Annotated in this window: 24 protein-coding genes and 2 riboswitches; of the genes, 8 read left to right on the forward strand and 16 right to left on the reverse strand. The window is 68.7% G+C overall.

What is annotated here, in order from left to right; translation table 11 throughout:
* Position 1: 1 nt before the first annotated feature.
* The 4 genes from xth to ACPWT1_RS11265 are packed head-to-tail and all read right to left on the reverse strand — an operon-like array spanning position 2 to position 2,720.
* Positions 2–778 (reverse strand): exodeoxyribonuclease III, encoded by a 777-nt coding sequence (gene xth / locus ACPWT1_RS11250; protein WP_427915447.1) that lies wholly within the window; start codon positions 776–778, stop codon positions 2–4.
* Positions 779–785: 7 nt separating this feature from the next.
* Positions 786–1,385, reverse strand: coding sequence for a DUF4337 domain-containing protein (locus ACPWT1_RS11255; protein WP_427915448.1), 600 nt, complete (start codon positions 1,383–1,385; stop codon positions 786–788).
* Position 1,386: 1 nt separating this feature from the next.
* Positions 1,387–1,884: a dihydrofolate reductase gene (locus tag ACPWT1_RS11260; protein WP_427915449.1), complete on the reverse strand. Its 498-nt coding sequence runs from the start codon at positions 1,882–1,884 to the stop codon at positions 1,387–1,389.
* A complete protein-coding gene (locus ACPWT1_RS11265; protein ID WP_427915450.1) occupies positions 1,884–2,720 on the reverse strand; it encodes a thymidylate synthase in 837 nt (278 codons plus the stop codon). Before ACPWT1_RS11265 ends, ACPWT1_RS11260 begins: the two co-directional genes overlap by 1 nt.
* Before the next feature lie 120 nt (positions 2,721–2,840).
* Here ACPWT1_RS11265 and ACPWT1_RS11270 point away from each other — a divergent pair, with 120 nt between their 5' ends.
* A complete protein-coding gene (locus tag ACPWT1_RS11270; protein ID WP_427915451.1) occupies positions 2,841–3,278 on the forward strand; it encodes a hypothetical protein in 438 nt (145 codons plus the stop codon).
* A 42-nt stretch (positions 3,279–3,320) separates the two neighbouring features.
* Here the strand turns inward: ACPWT1_RS11270 and ACPWT1_RS11275 are convergent, their stop codons facing one another.
* Both ACPWT1_RS11275 and ACPWT1_RS11280 read right to left on the reverse strand, forming a co-directional pair.
* On the reverse strand, positions 3,321–4,733 hold the full coding sequence (locus ACPWT1_RS11275; protein WP_427915452.1) for an FAD-binding oxidoreductase: 1,413 nt from the start codon (positions 4,731–4,733) through the stop codon (positions 3,321–3,323).
* A complete protein-coding gene (locus ACPWT1_RS11280) occupies positions 4,730–5,119 on the reverse strand; it encodes a DUF2069 domain-containing protein (protein WP_427915453.1) in 390 nt (129 codons plus the stop codon). Before ACPWT1_RS11280 ends, ACPWT1_RS11275 begins: the two co-directional genes overlap by 4 nt.
* 23 nt (positions 5,120–5,142) lie before the next feature.
* Here ACPWT1_RS11280 and ACPWT1_RS11285 point away from each other — a divergent pair, with 23 nt between their 5' ends.
* Complete coding sequence (locus ACPWT1_RS11285; protein WP_427915454.1) at positions 5,143–6,378, forward strand: YihY family inner membrane protein; 1,236 nt, start codon at positions 5,143–5,145, stop codon at positions 6,376–6,378.
* Between the two features lie 18 nt (positions 6,379–6,396).
* Here ACPWT1_RS11285 and ACPWT1_RS11290 read toward each other — a convergent pair whose 3' ends face one another.
* Positions 6,397–7,215 carry an alpha/beta fold hydrolase gene (locus ACPWT1_RS11290; protein WP_427915455.1) on the reverse strand — a complete coding sequence of 273 codons (819 nt, stop codon included), beginning with the start codon at positions 7,213–7,215 and terminating at the stop codon, positions 6,397–6,399.
* A gap of 1 nt (position 7,216) precedes the next feature.
* The gene (locus tag ACPWT1_RS11295; RefSeq protein WP_427915456.1) at positions 7,217–8,515 is read right to left on the reverse strand and encodes an O-acetylhomoserine aminocarboxypropyltransferase; all 1,299 of its coding nucleotides are present in this window, start codon (positions 8,513–8,515) and stop codon (positions 7,217–7,219) included.
* Positions 8,516–8,615: 100 nt separating this feature from the next.
* Between ACPWT1_RS11295 and ACPWT1_RS11300 the strand changes: the two genes are divergently transcribed.
* The 4 genes from ACPWT1_RS11300 to ACPWT1_RS11315 all read left to right on the forward strand — a co-directional run bounded on the left by ACPWT1_RS11300 (position 8,616) and on the right by ACPWT1_RS11315 (position 13,821).
* Positions 8,616–9,080 carry a CBS domain-containing protein gene (locus ACPWT1_RS11300; RefSeq protein ID WP_427915457.1) on the forward strand — a complete coding sequence of 155 codons (465 nt, stop codon included), beginning with the start codon at positions 8,616–8,618 and terminating at the stop codon, positions 9,078–9,080.
* 159 nt (positions 9,081–9,239) lie between these two features.
* Positions 9,240–10,337 carry a chorismate synthase gene (aroC, locus tag ACPWT1_RS11305; protein ID WP_427915458.1) on the forward strand — a complete coding sequence of 366 codons (1,098 nt, stop codon included), beginning with the start codon at positions 9,240–9,242 and terminating at the stop codon, positions 10,335–10,337.
* A gap of 223 nt (positions 10,338–10,560) precedes the next feature.
* A complete protein-coding gene (locus ACPWT1_RS11310) occupies positions 10,561–12,693 on the forward strand; it encodes an ATP-binding protein (RefSeq protein ID WP_427915459.1) in 2,133 nt (710 codons plus the stop codon).
* A 120-nt stretch (positions 12,694–12,813) separates the two neighbouring features.
* Entirely contained in the window at positions 12,814–13,821 is a 1,008-nt protein-coding gene (locus ACPWT1_RS11315) for an SDR family oxidoreductase (protein ID WP_427915460.1), read from the forward strand.
* Between the two features lie 24 nt (positions 13,822–13,845).
* On the opposite strand, the gene ACPWT1_RS11320 is transcribed toward ACPWT1_RS11315, so the two are convergent.
* From ACPWT1_RS11320 to ACPWT1_RS11345, 6 genes are all read right to left on the reverse strand, one after another.
* A complete protein-coding gene (locus ACPWT1_RS11320) occupies positions 13,846–14,232 on the reverse strand; it encodes an Hsp20/alpha crystallin family protein (protein WP_427915461.1) in 387 nt (128 codons plus the stop codon).
* Between the two features lie 11 nt (positions 14,233–14,243).
* Positions 14,244–14,693 carry an Hsp20/alpha crystallin family protein gene (locus ACPWT1_RS11325; RefSeq protein ID WP_427915462.1) on the reverse strand — a complete coding sequence of 150 codons (450 nt, stop codon included), beginning with the start codon at positions 14,691–14,693 and terminating at the stop codon, positions 14,244–14,246.
* A 101-nt stretch (positions 14,694–14,794) separates the two neighbouring features.
* A complete protein-coding gene (gene gcvP / locus ACPWT1_RS11330; RefSeq protein ID WP_427915463.1) occupies positions 14,795–17,695 on the reverse strand; it encodes an aminomethyl-transferring glycine dehydrogenase in 2,901 nt (966 codons plus the stop codon).
* Positions 17,696–17,796: 101 nt separating this feature from the next.
* Positions 17,797–18,171 (reverse strand): glycine cleavage system protein GcvH, encoded by a 375-nt coding sequence (gcvH, locus tag ACPWT1_RS11335; RefSeq protein WP_427915464.1) that lies wholly within the window; start codon positions 18,169–18,171, stop codon positions 17,797–17,799.
* A 36-nt stretch (positions 18,172–18,207) separates the two neighbouring features.
* Positions 18,208–19,338 (reverse strand): glycine cleavage system aminomethyltransferase GcvT, encoded by a 1,131-nt coding sequence (gene gcvT / locus ACPWT1_RS11340; RefSeq protein WP_427915465.1) that lies wholly within the window; start codon positions 19,336–19,338, stop codon positions 18,208–18,210.
* A 50-nt stretch (positions 19,339–19,388) separates the two neighbouring features.
* Positions 19,389–19,492: riboswitch (glycine riboswitch) on the reverse strand.
* Positions 19,493–19,503: 11 nt separating this feature from the next.
* Positions 19,504–19,592, reverse strand: a riboswitch (glycine riboswitch).
* Positions 19,593–19,629: 37 nt separating this feature from the next.
* Positions 19,630–21,318, reverse strand: coding sequence for a 4Fe-4S dicluster domain-containing protein (locus ACPWT1_RS11345; RefSeq protein WP_427915466.1), 1,689 nt, complete (start codon positions 21,316–21,318; stop codon positions 19,630–19,632).
* A gap of 126 nt (positions 21,319–21,444) precedes the next feature.
* Here ACPWT1_RS11345 and ACPWT1_RS11350 point away from each other — a divergent pair, with 126 nt between their 5' ends.
* Both ACPWT1_RS11350 and ACPWT1_RS11355 read left to right on the forward strand, forming a co-directional pair.
* Positions 21,445–22,227, forward strand: a complete 783-nt coding sequence (locus ACPWT1_RS11350) for an SDR family oxidoreductase (RefSeq protein ID WP_427915467.1) — start codon at positions 21,445–21,447, stop codon at positions 22,225–22,227.
* A gap of 172 nt (positions 22,228–22,399) precedes the next feature.
* Complete coding sequence (locus ACPWT1_RS11355; protein ID WP_427915468.1) at positions 22,400–22,819, forward strand: acyl-CoA thioesterase; 420 nt, start codon at positions 22,400–22,402, stop codon at positions 22,817–22,819.
* Between the two features lie 6 nt (positions 22,820–22,825).
* Here ACPWT1_RS11355 and ACPWT1_RS11360 read toward each other — a convergent pair whose 3' ends face one another.
* Both ACPWT1_RS11360 and ACPWT1_RS11365 read right to left on the reverse strand, forming a co-directional pair.
* Entirely contained in the window at positions 22,826–23,788 is a 963-nt protein-coding gene (locus tag ACPWT1_RS11360; RefSeq protein WP_427915469.1) for a glycerophosphodiester phosphodiesterase, read from the reverse strand.
* A 25-nt stretch (positions 23,789–23,813) separates the two neighbouring features.
* A complete protein-coding gene (locus ACPWT1_RS11365; RefSeq protein WP_427915470.1) occupies positions 23,814–24,563 on the reverse strand; it encodes a 2-keto-4-pentenoate hydratase in 750 nt (249 codons plus the stop codon).
* Between the last annotated feature and the right edge of the window lie 111 nt (positions 24,564–24,674).

Consider the following 24,674-nt stretch of genomic DNA (forward strand, 5'->3'; position numbering starts at 1 on the left):
CTCAGAGCGACAGCGTGACGGGGGCGTGGTCGCTCGGCTGCTTCCACTTGCGCGGCGCGCGGTCGATCGCGCAGCCCTTCACCTCCGGCCGCAGCGCCTCGCTCACCAGGATGTGGTCGATGCGCAGGCCGCGGTTCTTCTGGTAGCCCAGCATGCGGTAGTCCCACCAGCTGTAGCTCTTCTCCGGCTGCTCGAAAAGGCGGAAGCTGTCGCACAGGCCCAGGCCCAGCAGCTTCTGGAAATGCTCGCGCTCCTCGCGCGTGTGGTGGATGGTGTCGCGCAGGCCTTCGGGATCGTGCGAGTCGCGGTCTTCGGGGGCGATGTTGAAGTCGCCCAGCAGGACCAGGCGTGGATGCTTCTTCAGTTCCTCGCAGACGTAGGCGTTCAGGCCGCCCAGCCACTGCATCTTGTAGGCGAACTTGTCCGTGCCGGGCGCCTGGCCGTTGACGAAATAGCCATTCACCACGCGCAGCTCGCCCAGCGGTGAGTCCACGGTGGCCGCGACGACGCGCGACTGCTCGTCCTCGAATCCGGCGATGTTCTTCGCGACGTCGTTCACCGGCAGCCGGCTGAGGATCGCCACCCCGTTGTAGGTCTTCTGCCCGAACACCGCGCAGTGCGAGTAGCCGGCGGCCTGCAGCTCCAGCAGCGGGAACTTGTCGTCCGTGAGCTTCAGCTCCTGGAGGCACAGCACGTCGACGGGGTTGGCCTCCAGCCAGTCCAGCACGTGCTGCAGGCGCTGCGCCAGCGAGTTGACGTTCCAGGTGGCGATCTTCATCGGCGACTCAGACGTGCAGCATCGCCAGGACGCCGATCACGACGCCCACGCCGGCAACGCCGAACATGCCCAGCTCCAGCCACTTCTTCTTGGTCAGCAGCGCGATGGCGGCGAGCGCGATCGAGACCTGCAGCGCGGTGGTGGCCTGCGCCCAGCGATGGTGCTGGTGCATCTGCTCCTCGCTCTTCCTGTCCCAGTCCAGGGCCTCGGCTTCGAGCTTGTCGGCCGCCAGCTTGATCTCGGCCTTCTCGAGCTTGTAGCGTTCCACTTCCTTCGTGTAGAGCGGCTTCTTGTCGTCCCCGACCAGCACCAGCGCGAGCTCGGACAGGTTCTGCTTGCTGCTCTTGGCCTGGTAGAAGTTCCACTGGTTCGACGCCTCGGTCTTCTTGATCGCGGCGTTGTTCTTGTACAGGCCGGCGTTGGCCTGCGTGGCGCCGCCCATGTACGCGAAGATCGCGCCGACGGTGGCGATCACCGCGGTGAACATGGCGATCTGGTTGGTCATGCTGCCACCGGCCACCCCGTGGTGGCCCTCGGCCGCATGCTGCGCCGCGTGCTCCAGCTCGTGGTCGTGCGGCCCGTGGACGTGGAATCCGGCTCCTGACATGTCAATCTCCGTGCGGTGTCTGGTGGTAGGTGACGAAACTGAAGGCCAGGCCGGAGGCGTTGCGGTGGCGCTCTCGCGCCACCTCGTGCCATGCCGGTCCCAGCACGGGCGCGAAGGCATCGCCATCGAACGCCTGCTCGATCTCGGTGACCTCCGCGACCTGCGCCAGCGGCGTCGCCTGCGCATAGAGCTGTGCGCCGCCGATGACCCAGGCCTTGTCCGCATCCTTGCACAAGGCCAACGCGCCTTCCAGCGAAGCTGCCCGTTCCGCGCCAGCGGCCAGCCAATCGGGCTGCCTCGTCACGACGATGTTGCGCCGGCCCGGCAGCGGACGGAACCTCGGGGGCAGCGAGTCCCAGGTCTTGCGACCCATGATGACGGGCGCCCCGAGCGTCACGCGCTTGAAGTGCGCCAGGTCCTCGGGCAGGTGCCAGGGCAGCCCGCCGTCGCGGCCGATCACGCCGTTCGCGGCGCGCGCGTAGACGAGGCCCAGCTGCATCAGACGGCCACCGGCGCCTTGATCGCCCCGTGGCACTGGTAGTCCAGCACTTCGAAGTCCTCGTACCGGTACTCGAAGATCGAGGCGGGCTTGAGCTTGATGTTCAGCGTGGGGTACGGGTACGGCTGCCGCGACAGCTGCAGCTCCACCTGCTCGTGGTGGTTGCTGTAGATGTGGCAGTCGCCGCCGGTCCAGATGAAGTCGCCGACCCCCAGGTCGCACTGCTGCGCGATCATGTGCGTCAGCAGAGCGTAGCTGGCGATGTTGAATGGGACGCCGAGGAAGATGTCGGCGCTGCGCTGGTACAGCTGGCACGAGAGCTTGCCAGCCTGCCCAGGACCTGATCCGGGGGCGACGTAGAACTGGAAGAAAGCGTGGCACGGTGCCAGCGCCATCTTCGGAATGTCGGCCACGTTCCAGGCGCTGACGATGATGCGGCGCGAGTCAGGATTCGTCTTGATGGTCTTGACGGCTTCCGCGATCTGGTCGATGTGGCCGCCGTCGGGCGTCGGCCAGCTGCGCCACTGCACGCCGTACACGGGACCGAGGTCGCCGTCCTCGCGCGCCCATTCGTCCCAGATGGTCACGCCGCGCTCGCGCAGCTTGTTGTTGTCGCTGGAGCCCTCCAGGAACCACAGCAGCTCATGGATGATGGACTTCAGGTGCACCTTCTTGGTGGTCACCAGCGGGAAGCCCTCGTTCAGGTCGAATCGCATCTGGTAGCCGAACACGCTGCGCGTGCCGGTTCCGGTGCGGTCTGTCTTGGACGTGCCATGCGTGTAGACATGGCGCATGAAGTCCTCGTACTGGGAGCGGACGGGGCGGGTCTGCGGCATGGCGGGATTATCGCGCGAGCACATCCGGGCACCCCGGCCCATTCACGACCGATGGATGATGGTGCGCGGCTGAGACGCCTGCGCAGAATCCGCGGGACCAACCACCAGGAGTGTCGTCCCATGATCCGCCTCGTCACTGCCTTCGTTCTCGCGCTCGGCCTTGCTGCGCCGGCCCTCGCCCAGCAGCCGACCTACACAAGCTATGCGCTCACCGTGCTCACGCTCCAGAAGATGCAGGCCGCGGCGAAGGAGATCGAGAAGAAGGTCGGCAAGAAGTACGACAACGACAAGACGGACAACGACAAGACGGACAACGACCTGAGCGTTGCGAGCATCGAGAAGATGCTCAACTCCGTCCCGGAGGCGAAGCCGATCCTCGCCAAGCACGGTCTGAGCAGCAAGGAGTACGCGCTCGCCACCATGGCTGGCGTGGAGGCCGGGATGCACCTGATGTTCGAGCCCGCGATGGACAAGAAGGGCGCCTCCCAGCTGATGGCCTCTTATCCCCGGAAACGCGCGCCAACATCGAGCTGCTGCGTGCGCATCCGGAGCTGTTGAAGCGGGAGTAGGGGCTCCGCCGGCGCGAAGGGCGAAGCCCTGTCAGGTCGGCACGACCCGCCCGGGGTTCAGCAGCCCTTGCGGATCCAGCGCCTGCTTCACCGCCCGCATCATCGACAGGGCGACGGGTGACTTGTAGTGCGGCAGCTTGTCGACCTTCAGCTCGCCGATGCCGTGCTCCGCCGAAATCGAACCGCCGAACTTGTGCACCTGGTCATAGACGAGGGTGTTCACGCGTTCCTCCTGCTCGCGCAGGAAGGCCGCCATGTCTCCGCCCTCCGGTGCCTGCACGTTGTAGTGAAGGTTGCCGTCGCCCAGGTGGCCGAAGTTCACCAGCCGCACGCCGGCGATCTCGCGCGCCAGCAGGGCATCGGTCTCGGCGCAGAACGCCGGGATGCGGGAGATCGGCACCGAGATGTCGTGCTTGATGTTCAGGCCTTCCTGCGCCTGCGCCAGCGGGATGTTCTCGCGCACGTGCCACAGCTGGCTGGCCTGCGACAGGTTCTCGGCCACGACGGCGTCGGTGGCGCAGCCGTCCTCCAGGGCCGCTTCGAGCAGCGCCTCGAACTGCCCACGCGCGTGGCCTTCCGATTCGCTGTCGCTGTTCTCCAGCAGCACGCCGTAGGGGCTGGCGTCCAGGAACGGCACGCGCAACTGCGGCATGTGCCTGGCCGCGAGGGAGAGCGCGAACTGCCCCATGACCTCGAACCCCGTCAGGCCCGATCCCAGCCGGTCCTGCGCCAGCTGCAGCAGGCGCACCGCGGCTTGCATGTCGGGCACCGCCGCCCAGGCCGTGAGCGTGGCCGCCGGTTTCGGATAGAGCTTGAGCGTGGCGGCGGTGATGATGCCCAGCGTGCCCTCGCTGCCGATGAACAGCTGGCGGAGGTCGTAGCCCGTGTTGTCCTTGCGCAGCCCGGTGAGGCCGTTCCAGGCCTCGCCTTGCGCAGTCACCACCTCGAGCCCCAGGCAGAGCTCGCGCGTGTTGCCGTAGCGAAGCACCTGCGTGCCACCGGCATTGGTCGCGAGGTTGCCGCCGATGGTGCAGCTGCCCTCGGCGGCCAGGCTGAGAGGGAAGAAGAGGTCCGCGTCGTCCGCGGCCTGCTGCACGGCCTGCAGCACGCACCCGGCTTCCACCGTCATCGTGAGGTTCTCGCGGTCGATGCCTCGCACCGCCGTCATGCGCTGCAGGCTCAGGACGACCTCCTTGCCGCTCGCATCGGGAATGCCGCCGACCACCAGGCCCGTGTTGCCGCCCTGCGGCACGATGGGCGTGCGATGCGCCGCGCAGGCGCGGACGACGGCCGCGACCTGCTCCGTGCTTCCCGGCCGCACGACGGCCAATGCCTTGCCGCGCGACCGCTTGCGCCAGTCCTGCTCCCACGCGCTGAGGTCGCCCTCGGTGAGGACGTTGGCGGGGCCGACGCAGGCCTTGAGTTGTTCGATCAGGTCGTTCATGGTGACTTGCGCCAGCCCAGGCGCTCGCGGACGTGGATGCCGCAGGCCGCGAAGAGCAGCAGGCACAGGAGGATCTCGGCGCCGGCCAGCCACTGGTTCAAGCCGCGCTCGACCCACGCCCGCACGACGCCCTCGGTGAAATAGAGCCAGACGAGCAGCGCCATCCAGCGGTAGGTGTACATCCGGTGCCGCAGCATCCCCGGGACAGCGGCGCACAGCGGCAGCACCTTGAGGGCGGTCCACAGGCCGCTGGGCTTGATCTGCGCCAGCGCCAGGTCCCAGGTGACGTCCAGAGCGACCAGCGCCACCAGGCTGCCGACCGCCAGTGCGCGGATTGCTTGCAAGGGGCGCGGCGTGGCGGCAACGGTGGCAGTCGGGACATCCATGGGCGCTGGCATCATAGCGAGCGATGAAGCTGGACACGCTGACCCCCACGTTCTCGCACTGGCTGCAGACGCTGTACGCCGACCTCACGCGGTTCCCGTGGCTGTCGGCGGGTCGCACGCTCGCGGAGCGGTTCCGCGAGGACCGACTCGGCCTCACTGCCAGCAGCCTCACGTTCACCACCACCATCGCGCTCGTGCCGCTGGTGACCGTGGCCCTGGCGGTGTTCTCCGCCTTCCCGATGTTCAACAAGATCCAGCTCGCCGTGCAGTCGTGGCTGGTGCAAAGCCTGGTGCCGGATGCCATCGCGCGGCAGGTGCTGGGTTACCTCACGCAGTTCAGCGGCAAGGCCAGCCGGCTCGGGGCGGTGGGCCTCGGTGCGCTGCTGGTCTCCGCGCTGGCGCTGGTGCTCACCATCGACCGCACCCTGAACGGCATCTGGCGCGTGCGTCGGCCGCGCCCGCTGGCCCAGCGAGTCCTGATCTACTGGGCGGTGATGACGCTGGGTCCGCTCGTGCTGGGGGCGAGCCTCACCGTCACCTCGTATGCGCTCTATGCGTCGCGCGTGCTGATGGCGGGCATCCCGGGCGCGCTGCAGTTCCTCATCGACCTGCTGGAGTTCGGTCTCCTAGCCGTGGGCCTGACCTGCCTGTACCGGTTCGTGCCCAATACGCCGGTGCGCCGTGGCCATGCCATCGCGGGAGGCGTCTTCGCGGCACTGGGCATCGAACTCGCCAAGCGGGTGCTGGCCTGGTACCTCAGCTTCGTGCCGACCTATTCGATGGTCTATGGGGCCTTCGCCACCGTGCCGATCCTGCTGGTCTGGATCTACGTGGCATGGCTCGTGGTGCTGCTCGGCGCCGTGATCGCTGCCTACCTGCCCGCCCTGCTGGGCGCCTCGCGCCGCACGCCCACGCCGCATGGCTGGCAGTTCCAGCTGTCGCTGGAGGTGATGAAGCACCTGGAGCGGGTGCGGCCGACCGCGAGACGAGGCCTGGGCATCGACGAACTGGTGTCGGCTATCGAGGTCGATCCGCTGCAACTGGAGCCCGTGCTCGAGACGCTGGTGCAGTTGGACTGGGTGGGCCGCCTCAACGAGGCGGACGACGACCGCGCGACCCGCTACGTCCTGCTGGCCGACGCGCAGTCGACCTCGCTCGAGCCGCTGCTGCGGCACCTGCTGCTGCCACGCAACGAGGCCACGCAGCGCCTGTGGATGCAGGGCGGCTGGAGCGGCCTGTCGCTGCGCGACGTGCTCTGAGCCTCGGCGAGCCGGTCCTCAGGTGCGCAGGAAGTCCTTCAGGGCTTCCAATGTCGCCTCTGGTGCCTCGCTCATCTGATTGTGGCCGACGGGCAGCTGCCGCACCTGCACGGCCTTGCCGGCTTCGCGCGCGGCCTGGACCAGCGGCTGCGCCGCCTTCGGGTGGGTCATCTGGTCGGCCGCGCCCAGCACGAACAGCACCGGGCACGTGACCTGCGCGATCGCCTGCTCGCCGTTCGCGTAGCTGTCGCAGGCCTGGAAGCCGCGGTGGAACACGTTCGCCTTCGCGTTGCTGGCGAGCACGCGCCGCGCCAGCGCCTTGGACGCGCCCCAGATCCAGGTGCCCGGGCCCAGCACCGAGGGCGGCGGCGCGAGCGTGGACCACGAGAACACCGTGATGGCGTGGATGGCCTTCTCGGGCCGGTGCAGCGCGTCGTCCAGCAGCTGCGGTGACACCTTCATCGGATAGGCCGTCCCCACCAGCACCAGGTGCGTGATTCGGTCCTTCAGGCGACTGGCGGCTTCGAGCGCGATCAACGAGCCCCAGCTGTGGCCCACGAGAGCGGCCCGCTGCACACCCGCGGCATCGAGCAGGGCGCCGACGAACTCCGCCGCATCTTCCACGCTGGCCGGCGCCTCGCCGCCGCTGCGGCAATGGCCGGGCAGGTCGATCGCGAGCACGTTCCAGCCGTGGTTGGCCAGGTAGCGCGACTGCAGCCCCCACACGCTGTGGTCGTTCAGCACGCCATGGATGAAGACGACAGTGGGCTTGGCCGCATCGAAGGCCTTGCCGCCGGTGTAGCAGTAGATCGGGTGGCCGAGGACGGTGAGCTCCATCTCAGGCCGCCTTCTCTGCCGCCCTGAGCGCGCGCTTGAGGTCGTCGATCAGGTCGTCCGGGTCCTCCAGGCCGATCGACAGCCGGATCGTGCCCTGCGTGATGCCGGCGTTGGCCAGCGCGTCGTCCGTCATGCGGAAGTGCGTGGTGCTGGCCGGATGGATCACCAGCGAGCGGCAGTCGCCCACGTTGGCCAAGTGGCTGAACACGCGCAGCGCCTCGATGAACTTGCGGCCCTGGTCGCGCGTGCCCTTCATGTCGAAGCTGAACACCGAGCCTGCACCGCGCGGAAGCAGCTCGTTCGCAAGCGCGTGGCTGGGGTGTGACTCGACCATGGGGTGGCCCACGCGCGCAACGAAGGGATGCGCGGCGAGGAACTGCACCACTTTCTCCGTGTTGCGCATGTGGCGCTCCATGCGCAGCGGCAGCGTCTCAATGCCTTGCAGGATCAGCCAGGCCGTGTGCGGGCTCATGCTGGCCCCGAAGTCGCGCAGGCCCTCGCGCCGCGCGCGCAGCAGGAACGCCCCGACGGTGGATTCCTCGGTGAACACCATGTTGTGGAAGCCGTCGTAGGGTGCGCTGAGCTCCGCGAACTTGCCCGAGCGCTCCCAGTCGAAGCTGCCGCCGTCGACCACGATCCCGCCGATGACGGTGCCGTGGCCGGAGAGGAACTTGGTGGCCGAGTGGTAGACCAGGTCGGCGCCGTGCGCCAGCGGCTGCATCAGCCACGGCGAGGTGAGGGTGGAATCCACCAGCAGCGGCACGCCGGCTTCGTGCGCGATGGCCGACACCGTGGGAATGTCCAGCACCTCCAGGCCCGGATTGCCCACGGTCTCGCCGAACAGGAGTTTCGTGTTCGGACGGATCGCCGCACGCCAGCCGTCGATGTCGCGCGGCTTGACGAAGGTGGTCTCGATGCCGAAGCGGCGCAGCGTGTAGTGCAGCAGGTTCTGCGAGCCGCCATAGAGCGCCGTGCTGGCCACGATGTGCGAGCCCGAGCCCATCAGCGTCGCGATGGACAGGTGCAGGGCGGCCTGTCCGCTGGCGGTGGTGATCGCACCGATGCCGCCTTCGAGCGCGGAGACGCGCTGCTCGAGCACGGCATTCGTCGGGTTGCTGATGCGCGAATACACATGGCCCGCACGCTCGAGGTTGAACAGCGACGCGGCATGGTCGCTGGACTCGAAGACGAACGAGGTGGTCAGGTGGATCGGCACCGCGCGGGCGCCGGTGGCCGGATCTGGCGCGGCGCCGGCGTGCAGCGCCAGCGTGTCGAAGCCTGGATCGGAATAGCCGGGCATGGGGTCTCCTTCGGGGCGCCTCTTGACGTGCTTGCGCGGAGCATTGTGGGCTATATTCATCCGCAGCGGCCGTCGCCGCGCCACACGAGAGGAGACAGCCATGAAGGTCAGCGACATCCTGCGCGTGAAGGGCAACACCCTCTACACCGTCGCGCCCGACGAACCGCTCTCCCGTGCCATCGAGACGATGGCCGAGAAGGACATCGGATCGCTGGTGGTGATGGAGCACGGCGACCTGGTGGGCATGCTCACGTTCCGCGAGGTGATCGTCTGCATCGTGAAGAACGGCGGCGTGGTCGGCAGCCGCCTGGTGCGCACCGCGATGGACGACCATCCGCTCACCTGCACCTCCGAGACCGAACTGGACGAGGTGCGCCGCATGATGCTCGAGCGCCATGCGCGCTACATGCCGGTGATGGACCGCCGCATGCTGATGGGCGTCATCAGCTTCTACGACGTGGCCAAGGCGGTCGTCGACAGCCAGAACTTCGAGAACCGCATGCTCAAGGCCTACATCCGCGACTGGCCGGCCGCCGAAGACTCGCAGCCGAGCGCGTCGCTCTGAGACGCCGAAGACCAAACAGCCGAACGCGAAAGACGCGAAATCACGCGAAAGGCGCGAAAGCAATCCATTCGAGATTGCCTTCTTTCGCGTCTTTCGCGCTCTTTTGCGTCTTTCGCGTTCCGGCTGCCCGCCTCCTCCGAGCGGGGATAATTGCGCCCCATGAGCGGCAACACCTTCGGCACCCTCTTCGCAGTCACCAACTTCGGTGAGTCGCACGGGCCTGCCATCGGTTGCGTCATCGACGGCTGCCCGCCCGGCATGGCGCTGTCGGAGGCCGACATCCAGCCGGACCTGGACCGTCGCAAGCCGGGCACCAGCCGCCACGTCACCCAGCGCAAGGAAGACGACAAGGTCGAGATCCTCTCCGGCGTGCACGAGGGCAAGACCACCGGCACGCCCATCTGCCTCCTGATCCGCAACACCGACCAGCGCAGCAAGGACTATGGCGACATCGCCCAGAGCTTCCGCCCGGGGCATGCCGACTACACCTACCTGCAGAAGTACGGCCTGCGCGACCCGCGTGGCGGCGGGCGATCGTCGGCGCGTCTCACGGCGCCCATGGTGGCCGCCGGTGCCGTGGCGAAGAAGTGGCTGGCGCAGCGCCACGGCATGGCGTTCCGCGGCTGCATGCAGCAGGTGGGCGAGATCGAGATCGGTTTCGAGTCCTGGGACCATGTCCCGCACAACCCGTTCTTCGCGCCCGTGGCCGATGTCTCGCGGCTCGAGGCCTACATGGACGCGCTGCGCAAGGCCGGCGATTCGTGCGGCGCGCGCATCCGGGTGACGGCCACCAACGTTCCGGCCGGGCTGGGCGAGCCGCTGTTCGACAAGCTCGACGCCGACATCGCCTGGGCCATGATGGGCATCAACGCGGTGAAGGGCGTGGAGATCGGCGCCGGCTTCGGCAGCGTCACCCAGCGGGGCACCACGCACGGCGACTCGCTGACGCCGCAGGGCTTCGCCGGCAACAACGCCGGCGGCGTGCTCGGCGGCATCAGCACGGGGCAGGACCTCGAGGTGTCCATCGCCGTCAAGCCCACCAGTTCCATCATCAGTCCGCGCGACACGATCGACGTGCAGGGCCGTGCGACGCAGGTCATCACGAAGGGCCGCCACGACCCCTGCGTGGGTATCCGCGCCACCCCCATCGCCGAGGCGATGCTCGCCCTCGTGGTGATGGACCACGTGCTGCGGCACCGGGCGCAGAACGCCGACGTCCAGCCGCCGCTGCCCGCCATCGCTGCCTCGTTCCTCTGACGCCTCCGGCACCGGAGCGGCACGCGTAGTGCCTTGATGCAACTGTTGCAGGGCCGCGCGTTGCCTCGCCCGGCTCGGCCGGTTCCCCCGCTTGCGGACCGCTGCAGCAACTACGGGGGGTGGACCCTATGCGTAGCCGTGCCTAGCCCGAAGGTAGTGCCCACAACGTGCAAAGCCGCGCCAAATCAAGTTACTCTGGATACGACGCCGCCAGGCAACGCCCATGCTCAGCAGGACCGATCTGCAGCCCGCCGACGCGATCCGCGTCGAGCTCCCACGTGCGCCCCTGTCGGCGCCCGATGAAGTGGCGCAACCTGCGCAGGCGCTCTCGGAGAGCGAGGAGCACCTGCAAGGCGCGGTCGAAGCGGCCGGCATGGGCATCTGGGAGTTCGATGTGCCGACGGGCGCCACCACGTGGTGGCCGGGCATGGAGAGGCTGCACGGCATGGCTCCCGGCTCGCCGACGCCGGACCGTACGGCCTACCAGTCGATGCTCCACCCGGAGGACCGCGACCGGTTCCTCGAAGCGCTTGAGCGATCCATCGCCGGCACCGGTTGGCACCGCCTCGAATACCGCGTCGTGTGGCCCGATGGCAGCGTGCACTGGCTGGAGGCACGCGGGCGCGTCAGGCGCGACGACAAGGGTCGGCCGGTGACGATGGCGGGCGTGTGCCAGGACATCACGCGCCGCAAGCACACCGAGCTGGACCTGGCGTTCCTCGCGCAGGCCAGCGCCGAACTGGCAGGCGTGGCCGACTACCAGACCACGCTGGACCGCATCGCGCGGCTGGCGGTGCCGCAGTTCGCCGACTGGTGCGCCATCGACCTGCTGCTGCCCGACGGCCGCCTGCACCGCGTCGCGGCTGCCCACGTGGACCCGGCGAAGGTGCACCTCGCGCACGAACTGCATCGGCGCTATCCGCCCGATCCCGAGAGCCCGGTGGGCACCTGGAGCGTGCTGCGCTCCGGTCGGGGCATCCTGGTGCCGTTGATCACCGACGACGTGCTGGAAGCGCGCGCCTCGGCCCCGGAGCCGCTGGACATGCTCAAGCAACTGGGGCTGCGGTCGTACATCGGCGCGCCGCTCAATGCGCGCGGCCGCACGATGGGCGTGCTGACCTTCGTCACCTCCGACTCCGGGCGCCGCTACGAAAGCGAGGACCTCGCGCTCGCCGAGGACCTGGCGCGCCGGGCCGCGGTGGCGATCGAGAACGCGCAGCTGCTGCTGGCGATGAAGGAGTCCGACCGCGCGAAGGACGTCTTCCTCGCGACGCTGGCGCACGAACTGCGCAACCCCCTCGCGCCGATCTGGAATGGCCTGTCGATCATCAAGAAATCGCGCGGCGACCCGGCGCGCATCGAGCAGGTGGGCGGCATCATGGAGCGGCAGGTGGGCCAGCTCGCACGGCTGGTGGACGACCTGCTGGACGTCTCTCGCATCACCACCGGCAAGATCGAACTGAAGAAGGAACGGACCAACCTGGTCCACATCATCAACGCGGCGGTGGAGATGAGCCGGCCGCACATCGAGGCGGCCCACCACAAGCTGTCGATCTCGTATCCCGACGGGCCGACGCACCTGGTGGCCGACTCGGCGCGACTGGCCCAGGTTTTCTCCAACCTCCTGAACAACGCGGCCAAGTACACGCGCCGCGGCGGCCGCATCGAGGTCGTGATCGAGGCGCATCCGAAGGAACTGGTGGTCCGCGTGCGCGACAACGGCACGGGCATCGAGCCCGACATGCTGGGCAAGGTGTTCGGCCTGTTCACGCAGGTGACGCATCCCACCGAGCGCCGCCAGGGCGGGCTGGGCATCGGCCTGTCGCTGGTGGACGGCCTGGTGCGGCTGCATGGTGGGCGCGTCGAGGCCCACAGCCCGGGCCTGGACCAGGGCAGCGAGTTCTCGGTATTCCTGCCGCGGTCGGACGAGGGCGGCAGCAGCGGGTCCAGCCCCGGTGCGCGCACGGCGGCCGAACCCACGCCACCGCCGGCCACGACGGCCGCGCGCCGGCTGCTGGTGGTCGACGACAACGAGGACGCGGCGAACACGGTGGCCGAACTGCTGCAGATGGCGGGCAACGAGGTCGCGGTGGCCGTCGACGGCCTCGGCGCCGTCGAGAAGACGCGCGAGTTCCGGCCCGACGTGGTGCTGCTCGACATCGGGCTGCCGGACATCAACGGCTACGAGGTGGCGCGGCGCATCCGCAAGCTCGAGGGCGTGCGGCAGCCGATCCTGATTGCGCTCACCGGCTGGGGGCAGCAGCAGGACAAGCAGATGGCCGCCGAAGCCGGCTTCGACCACCACTGGACCAAGCCGGTCGATCCGGCCCGCCTGCTCGAACTCAGCGGCCGCTAGGCCGCTCCACGCTGGACGTTCGCACCTGTCGGCGTGCTCCGACAGCGGTGCACCGTGCCTGTTGACAGCCATCTCGGCGACGCCTGTCCATCATGGCCCGTCGTGAACGAAGGAGCCTCCATGGACGACAAACCCAGCGCGAAGGACAGCGCACGCCCCGCGACCGACCCGGTGGCCGAGAAGCAGCGTGACATCCAGCGTGAACAGGACCGCAAGGACGAAGGCAAGGGCAAGGGCGGCCAGCAGCAGGCCAGGGCCGTGCAGACCGGCGGGCGCACGCAGCCCGAGGAGTTCCCGGCCCAGCACATGCCGAAGCCCGGCATCGAGGGCGACATGGACCTCAAGCCCCGGTTCGAGGCGCCCGGCTACAAAGGCAGCGGCAAACTCGAGGGCATGACGGCGCTCGTGACCGGCGGCGACTCCGGCATCGGCCGCGCGGTGGCGGTTCTGTTCGCGCGCGAAGGTGCCGACGTGGCGATCGTCTACCTCACGGCGCACGAGGATGCGCAGGAGACGCAGCGCTGGATCGAGAAGGAAGGCCGGCGCTGCCTGCTGATTCCCGGCGACGTGAAGGACTCGTCGTTCTGCAACGACGCCGTGGACCGCACCGTGCGCGAGCTGGGCAAGCTGGACGTGCTGGTGAACAACGCCGCGTTCCAGGAGCACGCAGACTCGATCGAGGACATCACCGACGAGCGCCTCGAAGAGACGATGAAGACCAACATCTTCGGCTACTTCTACATGGCCCGCGCGGCGCTCAGGCACATGAAGCAGGGCGCGTCGATCATCAACACCGGTTCGGTCACCGGCCTGAAGGGCAGCAAGGCGCTGCTGGACTACTCGGCCACCAAGGGAGCGATCCACGCCTTCACGATGTCGCTGGCGGCCAGCGTCATCGACAAGGGCATCCGCGTGAATGCGGTAGCCCCGGGACCGGTGTGGACGCCGCTGAACCCGGCCGACCAGACGGCCGAGAAGGTGGCGCAGTTCGGCAAATCGACCGCGTACAAGCGGCCGGCCCAGCCGGAGGAGCTGTCGCCGGCGTACGTGTTCCTGGCCTCGCCGGTGTGCAGCAGCTACATCACCGGCATCGTGCTGCCCGTCACGGGGTCGGTGGGCGGCGGCTGAGATCGCAGCCGGCCGCCTCGGGCGTCAGCCCACGCGCACTTCGATGCGCCGCGGCCGCGCGTCCTCGGCCTTGGGGATCGTCAGGCGCAGCACGCCATCCTTGAGCTGGGCCTCGATGCGGGATGCATCGAGTTCGCGGCTCAGGCTGAATTCGCGACGGTACACCTGCGGCTGCGCTTCGCCGTAGACCAGTTCCATCTGGCTCGGCCCGGCCACCTCGGCCGTGCCTTCGAGCGTGAGGGTGTCGCCGTCCACCCGCACGCCCAGCCGCTCGCGGCTGACGCCGGGCAGGTCGGCCAGCAGCGTGATGCCGCTGTCGTCCTCGAAGATGTCCACCGGCGGCACCACGTGCGGAGCCGACGGTGCCTGGCCGTCGCTGGCCGTCCGGGTCTGCAGTTCATTGTTGGCCATGGCTTCCTCCTTCACTGGACCTCGATGCGGCGCGGGCGGGACGACTCCCGCTTCGCCACGCTGATGCGCAGGATGCCGTCGCGGTAGGTCGCGTCGATGCGCGCGGGATCGGCATCCTCGGGCAGGGTGACCACGCGGCGGAAGTTGCCTGTAAAGCGCTCCTGCGCGTACACCGACGTGCCTTCGCCCCGCTCGGGCATGGCCTGCTGGCGTTCGCCGGCGATGACCAGCAGCCCGCGGTCGGCAGTCACCTGCAGGGTCTTCGGATCGAGGCCCGGCGCCATGGCCATGACCTCGATGCTCTCGGGCGTGGAGCCGACGTTGATGACGGGGAACGTGCCGCCGGCGAGGGCACGGATGCTCGATCGCTCGAGCGGCCGGAAGACCTGGTCCAGGACGCTCTGCAGCCGGTTGAGCTCGCCGAAGAGGTCCGAGGCAGGCCTGAACGATGCGTGCAACATCATTGCCTCCTTGAAATCCTGAAAGGTTTGCCGCGCGGCGCTGGTGGCCGCGCGGGCAGGAGGTATTGGCGACCTCCCGGGATTTCAAGAGGCTTGTCGCGTCACTCGTAGGCCGACATCGGCACGCACGCACAGAACAGGTTGCGGTCGCCGTAGACGTTGTCGACGCGACCCACCGGGGGCCAGTACTTGGCGTGCCGGCGTTCGTCGAGCACGGCGGCGCCGACGTCGCGCGGGTACGCATGCGCCCACTCGCCCTTGAGCAGCGCGGCCGCCGTGTGCGGCGCGTGCTTGAGCGGGTTGTCGTCCTGTGGCCACTCGCCGCGTTCGATGCGGCGAATCTCCTCCCGGATCGCGACCATCGCCTCGATGAAGCGGTCCAGCTCTTCCAGCGTCTCGCTCTCGGTCGGCTCGACCATCAGCGTGCCCGCGACCGGGAACGACAGCGTCGGCGCGTGGAAGCCGTAATCGATCAGGCGCTTGGCCACGTCCTCGGCGGTGACGCCGCTGGTCTCCTTCAGCGGCCGCAGGTCCAGGATGCACTCGTGCGCCACGTGGCCGTTGGCGCTGGCGTACAGCGTCGGGTAGTGGTCCTTCAGCCGCGCGCTGATGTAGTTGGCAGACAGGATGGCCACCTCGGTGGCCTGGCGCAGGCCCTCGGGGCCCATCATGCGGCAGTACATCCAGCTGATCGGAAGCACCGCGGCATTGCCCAGCGGCGCGGCCGAGACGGCACCCACCGGATGGCCCTTGGTGCCGCCCGCCGCATGGCCGGGCAGGAAGGGCACGAGGTCCTCGACCACGCACACGGGCCCGACGCCCGGGCCGCCACCGCCGTGCGGGATGCAGAAGGTCTTGTGCAGGTTCAGGTGGCTCACGTCGCCGCCGAACTCGCCTGGCGCCGCCACGCCCACCAGCGCGTTCATGTTGGCGCCGTCGACGTACACGCGGCCGCCGTGCGCATGCACCATCTCGCACAGCTCCTTGACCTGCATCTCGAACACGCCGTGCGTGCTCGGGTAGGTGATCATGATGCACGCCAGGTTGGCGCTGTGCTGCTCGCACTTGGCCTTGAGATCGGCCATGTCCACGTTGCCGTTGTCGTCGCACGCGGTGACCACGACCTGCATGCCCGCCATCTGCGCGCTGGCCGGATTGGTGCCGTGCGCCGACGAGGGGATCAGGCACACGTTGCGGTGCGCGTGGCCGCGGCTCTCGTGCCAAGCCTTGATGGCCAGCAGGCCGGCGTATTCGCCCTGGGAGCCGGCGTTGGGCTGCAGGCTGATGCCCGCGTAGCCGGTGGCCTGGCACAGCCAGGTGCGCAGCTGTTCGTCCAGTTCCGCATAGCCCTGCAGCTGCGAGCGCGGCGCGAACGGGTGCACGTGCGCGAACTCCGGCCAGGTGATGGGGATCATCTCGCTGGTGGCGTTGAGCTTCATCGTGCAACTGCCCAGCGGGATCATGGTGCGGTCCAGCGCCAGGTCCTTGTCGGAGAGGCTGCGGATGTACCGCAGCATGCCGGTCTCGCTGTGGTGGGTGTTGAACACCGGATGCGTGAGGAAGGCGCTGGTGCGGCGCAGCTCCTGCGGCACCAGCGGCTCGATGCCCTTCTCGAACTCGGCCACCGAGGGCAGGTCCTGGCCCTCCTGCGCGAAGATGCCCCACAGCAGCTCGATCTCGGCGCGCGTGGTGGTCTCGTCGAGCGAGATGCAGATGTACTCGTCCCACGCCACGCGCACGTTGGCGCCACGCGAGACCGCGCGGGCCGCGATGTCCTGCGTGCGCTCGCCCGTCTTGTAGCTGAGCGTGTCGAACGCGGAGGGGTGGTGCATCTGCGCGCGGCTGTAGCCCAGTTGCTCCAGCCCCTGGGCGAGGATCGCGGTGTAGCTGGCTACGCGCTGAGCGATGCGCTTGAGGCCCTGCGGCCCGTGGTACACGGCGTACATGCTGGCGATCACCGCCGGGAGCACCTGCGCCGTGCAGATGTTCGAGGTGGCCTTCTCGCGCCGGATGTGCTGCTCGCGCGTCTGCAGCGCGAGGCGGTACGCCGGGTTGCCATGGCTGTCGACGCTTACGCCGACGAGGCGGCCCGGCATCGAGCGCTTGAACTCGTCGCGGCACGCCAGGTAGGCGGCATGCGGGCCGCCTGCGCCCATGGGCATGCCGAAGCGCTGGGTGGAGCCCACCACGATGTCGGCGCCCCATTCGCCCGGGGGCACGAGCAGCGTCAGCGCCAGCAGGTCGGCGGCGACGATCGCGGCGGCCTGCTTCGCATGGATCTTCTCCACCTCCGGCTTCCAGTCGTGCACCCAGCCGGTGCTGGCGGGGTACTGGATCAGTGCGCCGAAGAAGTCACCCTCGATCGCCTTGTTCCATTCGTCCGCGGAGTTGGCCAGCACCACCTGGATACCCAGCGGCTGCGCGCGCGTCTGCACCACCTCGATGGTCTGCGGATGGCAGTCGCCGAACACCACGAAAGTGCTGGACTTGCTCTTCACGCTGCGCCTGGCCAGCGTCATCGCTTCCGCGGCGGCCGTTGCTTCGTCGAGCATCGACGCGTTCGCGATCGGCATCGCGGTGAGGTCGCAGACCATGGTCTGGAAATTGACCAGCGCCTCCATGCGCCCTTGCGAGATCTCGGCCTGGTACGGCGTGTACGCGGTGTACCAGGCGGGGTTCTCGAGGATGTTGCGCAGGATGACGCCCGGCGTGAGCGTGCCGTAGTAGCCCTGGCCGATGAAGCTCTTGAAGACCTTGTTGCGCGACGCGATGGCGCGCAGTTCCAGCAGCGCCTGTGCCTCCGTCAGCGGCGCCGGCAGCTTCATCTGCGACGCGCGCGCGATGGAACGCGGCACGATGCCTTCGACCAGCGCACGGCGCGAGGCCTCGCCGATGACCGAGAGCATGTGCTTCTCGTCCTCGGCCCCGATGCCGATGTGGCGCGGGATGAATTCGGCGGGGTTCTCGAGCTCGCCGAGAGGGCGGGCGGATTGCATCAGCATTCGTCGTGCTCCATCAGGTCTGTCGTCCCCGCGAAGGCGGGGACCCAAGGCATCCGCCTTGGTGCGCGTTGCGCTGGGTCCCCGCCTCCGCGGGGATGACATCAGGCGTTCTTCGAGAACTCGCCGTACGCCGTCTCGTCCATCAGCCCTTCGAGTTCGGCGGTGTTGGCCACCTTGACCTTGAAGAACCAGCCCTGGCCCAGCGGGTCGCTGTTGGCCAGCGACGGGTCGGTGCGCAGCGCCTCGTTCACTTCCGTCACTTCGCCGGTGATCGGCATGAACACGTCGGCCGCGGCCTTCACCGACTCCACCACGCCGGCGACTTCGCCCTTGGCGTAGCTGCGGCCCACCTCGGGCAGGTCGACGAACACCACGTCGCCCAGCGCGTCCTGCGCGTGGACGGTGATGCCCACGACGGCGGGGGCGCCGCCCTCCAGCTTGATCCACTCGTGGTCGGGGGTGTACTTGACGGTCATCGGGCTTCTCCTGGTGTTCGTGTGGGTGCAGTCAATTCAGCCGCGGTGGTAGCGCTGCGGCACGAAGGGCATGGGCGCGACTTCCATTGGCACGGCCTTGCCGCGCACGATGGCGTTCAGGCGCGTGCCAACGGCCGCGTGCTGCGCGTCGACGTAGGCCATCGCGACGGGCTTGTCGATGGTCGGGCCGAGCAGGCCGCTGGTGACCTCGCCGATCCTGTTGCCGCCGGCGTCCTGCAGTTCGGTGTGCTCGCGAACAGGCACGCGGTCCAGGGCGACCAGGCCGACCCGCTTGCGTGCGACGGGGACGGTGCCATCCAGCTGGCCCAGCACGCGATCCGCGCCGGGGAAGCCTCCCGCCCGCGCGCCGCCCGTGCGGCGCACCTTCTGCATCGCCCAGTTCAGGCCGGCTTCGACCGGCGTGGTGGACGTGTCGATGTCGTTGCCGTACAGGCAGAGGCCCGCCTCCAGCCGCAGCGAGTTGCGGGCGCCCAGGCCGATCGGCTTGACCTCGGGCTGGGCGAGCAGGGCGCGCGCGAAGGCCTCGGCCTGCGTGCCGTCGACCGAGATCTCGAAGCCGTCCTCGCCGGTGTAGCCGCTGCGCGTGATGAACAGCTCGCCGCCTTGCCAGGCAAAGCGCTCGCCGGTCATGAACACCAGTTTCTCCACGCCGGGCACGAGGCGCTTCAGCGCGTCGACCGCTGTCGGGCCTTGCAGCGCCAGCAGTGCGCGCTCGGGCATGGGCACGAGCTTGCATCGCTGGCCCAGCCGCTGTTGCATGTGGGCGATGTCGCCTTCCTTGCACGCGCCGTTGACGATGACGAAGAGATCGTCGCCGCGATTGACGAACATGAGGTCGTCGATGATGGTGCCCTCGTCCGTCAGCAGCAGGCCGTAGCGCTGCTTCCCGGGTGCGAGGCCCACCACATCGACGGGCATCAGCGTCTCGAACGCTTCGGCCGCGTGGGGACCTTCGAGCCGCAGCTGGCCCATGTGCGACACATCGAACAGCCCGGCGGCGTTGCGCGTGTGGTGGTGTTCGGCCATCAGGCCGGCGGGGTACTGCACCGGCATCGAGTAGCCCGCGAAGGGCACCATGCGGGCGCCCAGTTCGAGGTGCAGCGCGTGCAGCGGGGTCGTGCGTAGCTCTTGCGTGGCAGCAGACAAGCGGCTCTCCGTTGAGTGGCAGGGGCGGTCGAGGCCATGGTATGGCCATGGCTGCCCCTGCTGTCCGCTTTACCTGAGAGATTCACCCCTGGAAACGGGGCTTGCTCCTTCGGTGGACGCGGACCGTGCCGCGCCTCTCTCCAGCAAGGAAACGCCCCGTTGCCGGGACGGCCGCCAGTCCTGGGTGCCTGAGCGTTCGGCTTGCGCCTGCGCCTTCGGCGGCTTCGGGTGAAGCTCTCTCCTGACGACGAGAAGGATTGTACGTGGCGGAGCCGCCCGGCTCCGCGCCAATCACATGTTCGTGTAGTTGGGGCCGCCGCCGCCTTCGGGCGTGACCCACACGATGTTCTGCGTCGGGTCCTTGATGTCGCAGGTCTTGCAGTGCACGCAGTTCTGCGCGTTGATCTGCAGCCGCTCGCCGCCCTGCACGCTGTCGTCGGCCACGAACTCGTACACGCCGGCGGGGCAGTAGCGCTGCTCGGGGCCGGCGAACTCGGGCAGGTTGATGCGCGTAGGGACCGTCGGGTCCTTCAGCGTCAGGTGCGCGGGCTGGTTCTCCTCGTGGTTGGTGTTGGAGATGAACACCGAGGAGAGCCGGTCGAACGTGAGCTTGCCGTCCGGCTTGGGATACGCGATCGGCTTGCACTGCGATGCCGGCTTCAGCGACAGGTGGTCCGGCTTCTTGCGGTGCAGGGTCCACGGCACGTTGCCGCCCAGCAGGAACTGCTCGACGCCGGTCATCATCGTGGCCACGGTGCGGCCCTTCTTGAACCACTGCTTGAAGTTGCGCGCCTTGTGCAGCTCGGTGTGCAGCCAGGACTTCTCGAACGCCTCTGGGTAGGCCTTCAGCTCGTCATGCTGGCGGTTGGCGCCCAGCGCGGCAAACGCGGCCTCGGCGGCCAGCATGCCGGTCTTGATGGCGGCATGGCTGCCCTTGATGCGCGAGGCGTTGAGGTAGCCGGCGTCGTCACCCACCAGCACGCCACCCGGGAACACCGTCTTCGGCAGCGACAGCAGGCCGCCGACGGTGAGCGCGCGCGCGCCGTAACCCAGCCGCTTGGCGCCCTTGGCGCCTTCGAAGTACCAGCGGATGTTCGGATGCGTCTTGAAGCGCTGGAACTCCTCGAACGGCGACAGGTACGGGTTCTGGTAGTCCAGGCCGACCACGAAGCCGATGGAGATCTGGTGGTTCTCCATGTGGTACATCCACGAGCCGCCGTAGGTCATCTCGTCCAGCGGCCAGCCGGCGCTGTGCAGGGCCAGGCCTTCCTTGTGGCGCTCGGGCGAGATCTCCCAGACTTCCTTGATGCCGATGCTGTAGCTTTGCGGATCGCGGCCTTCGTCGAGCTTGAAGCGGCTGATCAACTGCCGGCCGAGGTGGCCGCGCGATCCCTCGGCGAACACCGTGTACTTCGCATGCAGCTCCATCCCGAGCTGGAAGTTCTCGGTGGGCTGGCCGTCCTTGCCGACGCCCATGTTGGCGGTGGCCACGCCGCGCACGGAGCCGTCCGGGTTGTAGAGCACCTCGGCCGCGGGGAAGCCCGGGAAGATCTCCACGCCCAGCGCCTCGGCCTGCTGCGCCAGCCAGCGCACCAGGTTGGCCAGGCTGGCGACGTAGTTGCCGTGGTTGTGGAAGTTCTTCGGCAGCAGCCAGTTGGGCGTGCGCGTGGCGCCGCGTTCGCCCAGGAACAGGAAGATGTCCTCGGTCACCGGTACGTTCAGTGGCGCGCCCTTGGCCCGCCAGTCGGGGATCAGCTCGCTGAGCGCGCGCGGATCGACGATGGCGCCCGACAGGATGTGCGCGCCGGGCTCCGAGCCCTTCTCGAGCACGACCACCGAGACCTCGCGTCCCTCGTGCGCGGCCAGCTGCTTGAGGCGGATCGCGGTGGCGAGGCCGGCGGGCCCGGCGCCGACCACGACCACGTCGTACTCCATGGCTTCGCGCGGGCCGTACTGGGCGAGGATCTCTTCGTGTGTCATGGCATGTGGAGGGGAGTGCCGCAGGGGCGAAGTGCTCAGGCGCGGCGACGCATTCTATGCGGCGGTCCTGCACAATCAGTGTCCCCCCGAGTACCGGCCGAGCGGCCTTCCACGCAGGAGATCCTCGTGAGCTACAGCATCGATTTGTCGGGCCGTGTCGCCCTCGTGACCGGCGCATCGAGCGGCCTTGGCGCGCAGTTCGCGCGCACGCTGGCCCGCGCCGGCGCTGCCGTGGTGCTGGCCAGCCGCCGGGTGGAGAAGCTCAAGGAGCTGCGGGCGCAGATCGAGGGCGAGGGCGGCGACGCGCATGTGGTCCCCCTCGACGTCACCGACCTCGACAGCATCAAGGCCGCCGTGGCGCACGCGGAGACCGAGGTCGGCTCGATCGACATCCTGGTCAACAACTCGGGCGTCAGCACCACGCAGCGCCTGCAGGACGTGACCGAGGAGGACTTCGACTACATCTTCGACACCAACGTCAAGGGCGCGTTCTTCGTCGCGCAGGAAGTGGGCAAGCGCATGCTGGCGCGTGCCCGCGGCGCGGCGCCGGGCACGTTCACCGGCGGCCGCATCATCAACATCGCGTCGATGGCCGGACTGCGGGTGCTGCCGCAGATCGGCGCGTATGCGATCAGCAAGGCCGCGGTGGTGCACATGACCAAGGCGATGGCGCTGGAGTGGGGACGGTTCGAGATCAACGTCAACGCCATCTGCCCCGGCTACATCGACACCGAGATCAACCACCACCACTGGGACACCGAGCAGGGCCGCAAGCTGGTGCAGATGCTGCCGCGCAAGCGCGTGGGCAAGCCCGAGGACCTGGACGCGCTGATCGTTCTGCTGGCCAGCAGCGAGAGCCACTTCGTCAACGGGGCCGTGATCTCGGCCGACGACGGCTTCGGCGCGTGAGACGGCGCGCACAGGCAATGCAACAACAAACATCCGGACGCAGAGGGCGCAGAGGTTTCGCAGAAGACGCAGAAGAAGTTTTCCGATGGATCCTCCGGCTTCTTTCGCGTTCTCTGCGCATTTGCGTCCTCTGCGTCCGGTTGTTTGGTTTTCCTCTCACGCAACCTTAGCCGTGAAATTCGAGATCCCCGAGCGCAAGAAGCTGGTCTACACCATGTCCCTGCCGATCCGGTGGGGCGACATGGACGCGATGGGGCACGTCAACAACGCCGCCTACTTCCGCTACCTCGAGACGATCCGCATCGACTGGATGACGTCGATCGGCGCACCGCCGAACCCGGAGGGCGAGGGCGTGCTGATCGTCAATGCGTTCTGCAACTTCTACAAGCAGCTGGAATATCCCGGCGAGGTGCTCCTGAAGATGTACGCCAGCGACCCTGGCCGCAGCAGCTTCGAGAGCTGGGCGACGATGGAGCGCGCGGACCAGCCGGGTGTCGTCCATGCCGCCGGTGGCGCGACGATGGTGTGGGTCGACTTCCCGAAGCAGAAGTCGGCGCCGCTGCCCGAGTGGCTGCGGGCGGTGGTGGGCTGAAGGCGTTCAGGGAAAAGGCTTTGGCACGGCCATGCCGCGTGCCTGCATCACCTGCCGCAGCCGGTCCGGATAGTCCGTGATCAGGCCGTCCACGTTCCACCCGACGAGCCGGTCCATGTCGGCGGGCGCGTTCACCGTCCACGGGATCACCTGCAGCCCGAGCGATTGCGCCTCCTTCACCAGGTCCTGCGTCACGGCGCCCGCGTTGGGCGACCAGGCCGCGCAGCCCGCGGCCTTCACGAGGGCGGGCAGGCCTCCTTCCTCGTCGATCCTGAGCCCCGCGGTCCAGCGGGTGTCGTGCACGTTGTCGCTGTTGGCCGACTGCACCGTCAGGCACACGGTGGGGATTGCCGGCGCGGCCTTCTGCACCAGCCGCAGCGTGCGCCAGTCGAAGCTCTGGATGCTCACGCGCGACGCCATGCCCGCGTCCTGCACCACCTTCAGCAGCGCCTGGACCATGGCCTCGGGACTCGCCGTGTCGGCTGGGCGCGTCGGATCGATCTTGGTCTCGATGTTGAAGCGCACCGGCGCCCCGCGCGACTTCACCAGGTCGAACACGGCGGCCAGCGTGGGCACGTGCTCGCCATCGCGGCCCTGCTGGCTCGCGAAGGTCTTCGCGTACGGCGTGTCGGGCCGGATGCGGCCCACGTCGTAGGCCTGCAGCTGCGCCAGCGTCAGCGAGTGGATCAGCGGACCCCGGCCCGGCGGCAGCCATTGGCCCGAGGCATCCCGGGTGATGACCGGATCGAGCGCGGCGTTGTGGGAGACGACCACGACTCCGTCGGCCGTGAGGCCGACGTCCAGTTCGAGCGTGTCGACGCCGATCGCCAGCGCACGGCTGAAGGCCGCGAGGGTGTTCTCGGGCGCGTTGCCGCGAGTGCCGCGGTGTCCTTGCAGGTCCAGGGCGAAAGCGCTCGCGCACGCCAGGCACAACGCAGCCGCGAGCAGTCGGGAGGAGGCGCAACGCATCGCGGCATTCTGCCGCGCAGCCGCGTCAGAACCGCAGGTCGACCGTGCCCACGCCTTCCACCGTGGCCTGCACGTGCGCACCTTCCCACGCGAACAGCAGGCCCGTGCACGAGCCGGTCGTGACGACGTCGCCCGCGCGCAGCCGCCGTCCGCGCTGGCGTGCGTGCCGCGCCAGCCAGCCCAGCAGCGGCAGCACGTTGCCCACGGGATGGCTGCCGCGGGCGTCGGCGACCGGCTGGCCGTCGAAGGCCAGGGTGACACGCAGGGTGCGCAGGTCGACGGGTGCCTCGGCGCGCCAGGGCAACGGCGGCCCGACGATCAGCGCGCCGTGGCTTTGCAGGTCGGCCAGCTGGTCCAGCGGATCGCTGGAGCGCCAGTCCTGCAGGCGCGTCTCGACGACTTCCAGCGCGGGCAGTGCGGCATCGATCGCCGCGGACAACCGCGGGCGGTCGTTCTCGTCGTCCGGCGTGAGATCGCGGCCCAGCCGCACCGCGAGCTCGGCTTCGATGCCGCGCAGCTGCCACTCGCTTCCCTGCAGCAAGGCGCCCGCCGGCCGCACGCCGGATGCCGGCAAGGGCGCGCAGCCCGGCGTCGCCTCGGGTGAGGCAGCGCCGACTTTCCAGGCGGCGATGGGGCCGAGGGCTTCCGCAGTCGCGTCCTGCACCGCGTAGGCGGCAGGGACGTCGGCAAGGCGCCAGGTGCGCGGCGCGGGCTGCCGGGCGTGGCGCGCCTGCAGCAGGGCGCGTGCGATCGCGGAAGGGTCGGTCGTCGTCATGGAGTGGTGATGGTGCTCAGCAGGGGGCGAGCACGGGTGGCACGGAGCGAGGGATCATAGGCGGCGCCTTCGCGTCACCGAGGCGACGCGCTCGGGAGTTCCCCGGTGCCG

The organism is Ramlibacter sp. MMS24-I3-19, from assembly GCF_050320135.1.
GTDB lineage: Bacteria > Pseudomonadota > Gammaproteobacteria > Burkholderiales > Burkholderiaceae_C > Ramlibacter.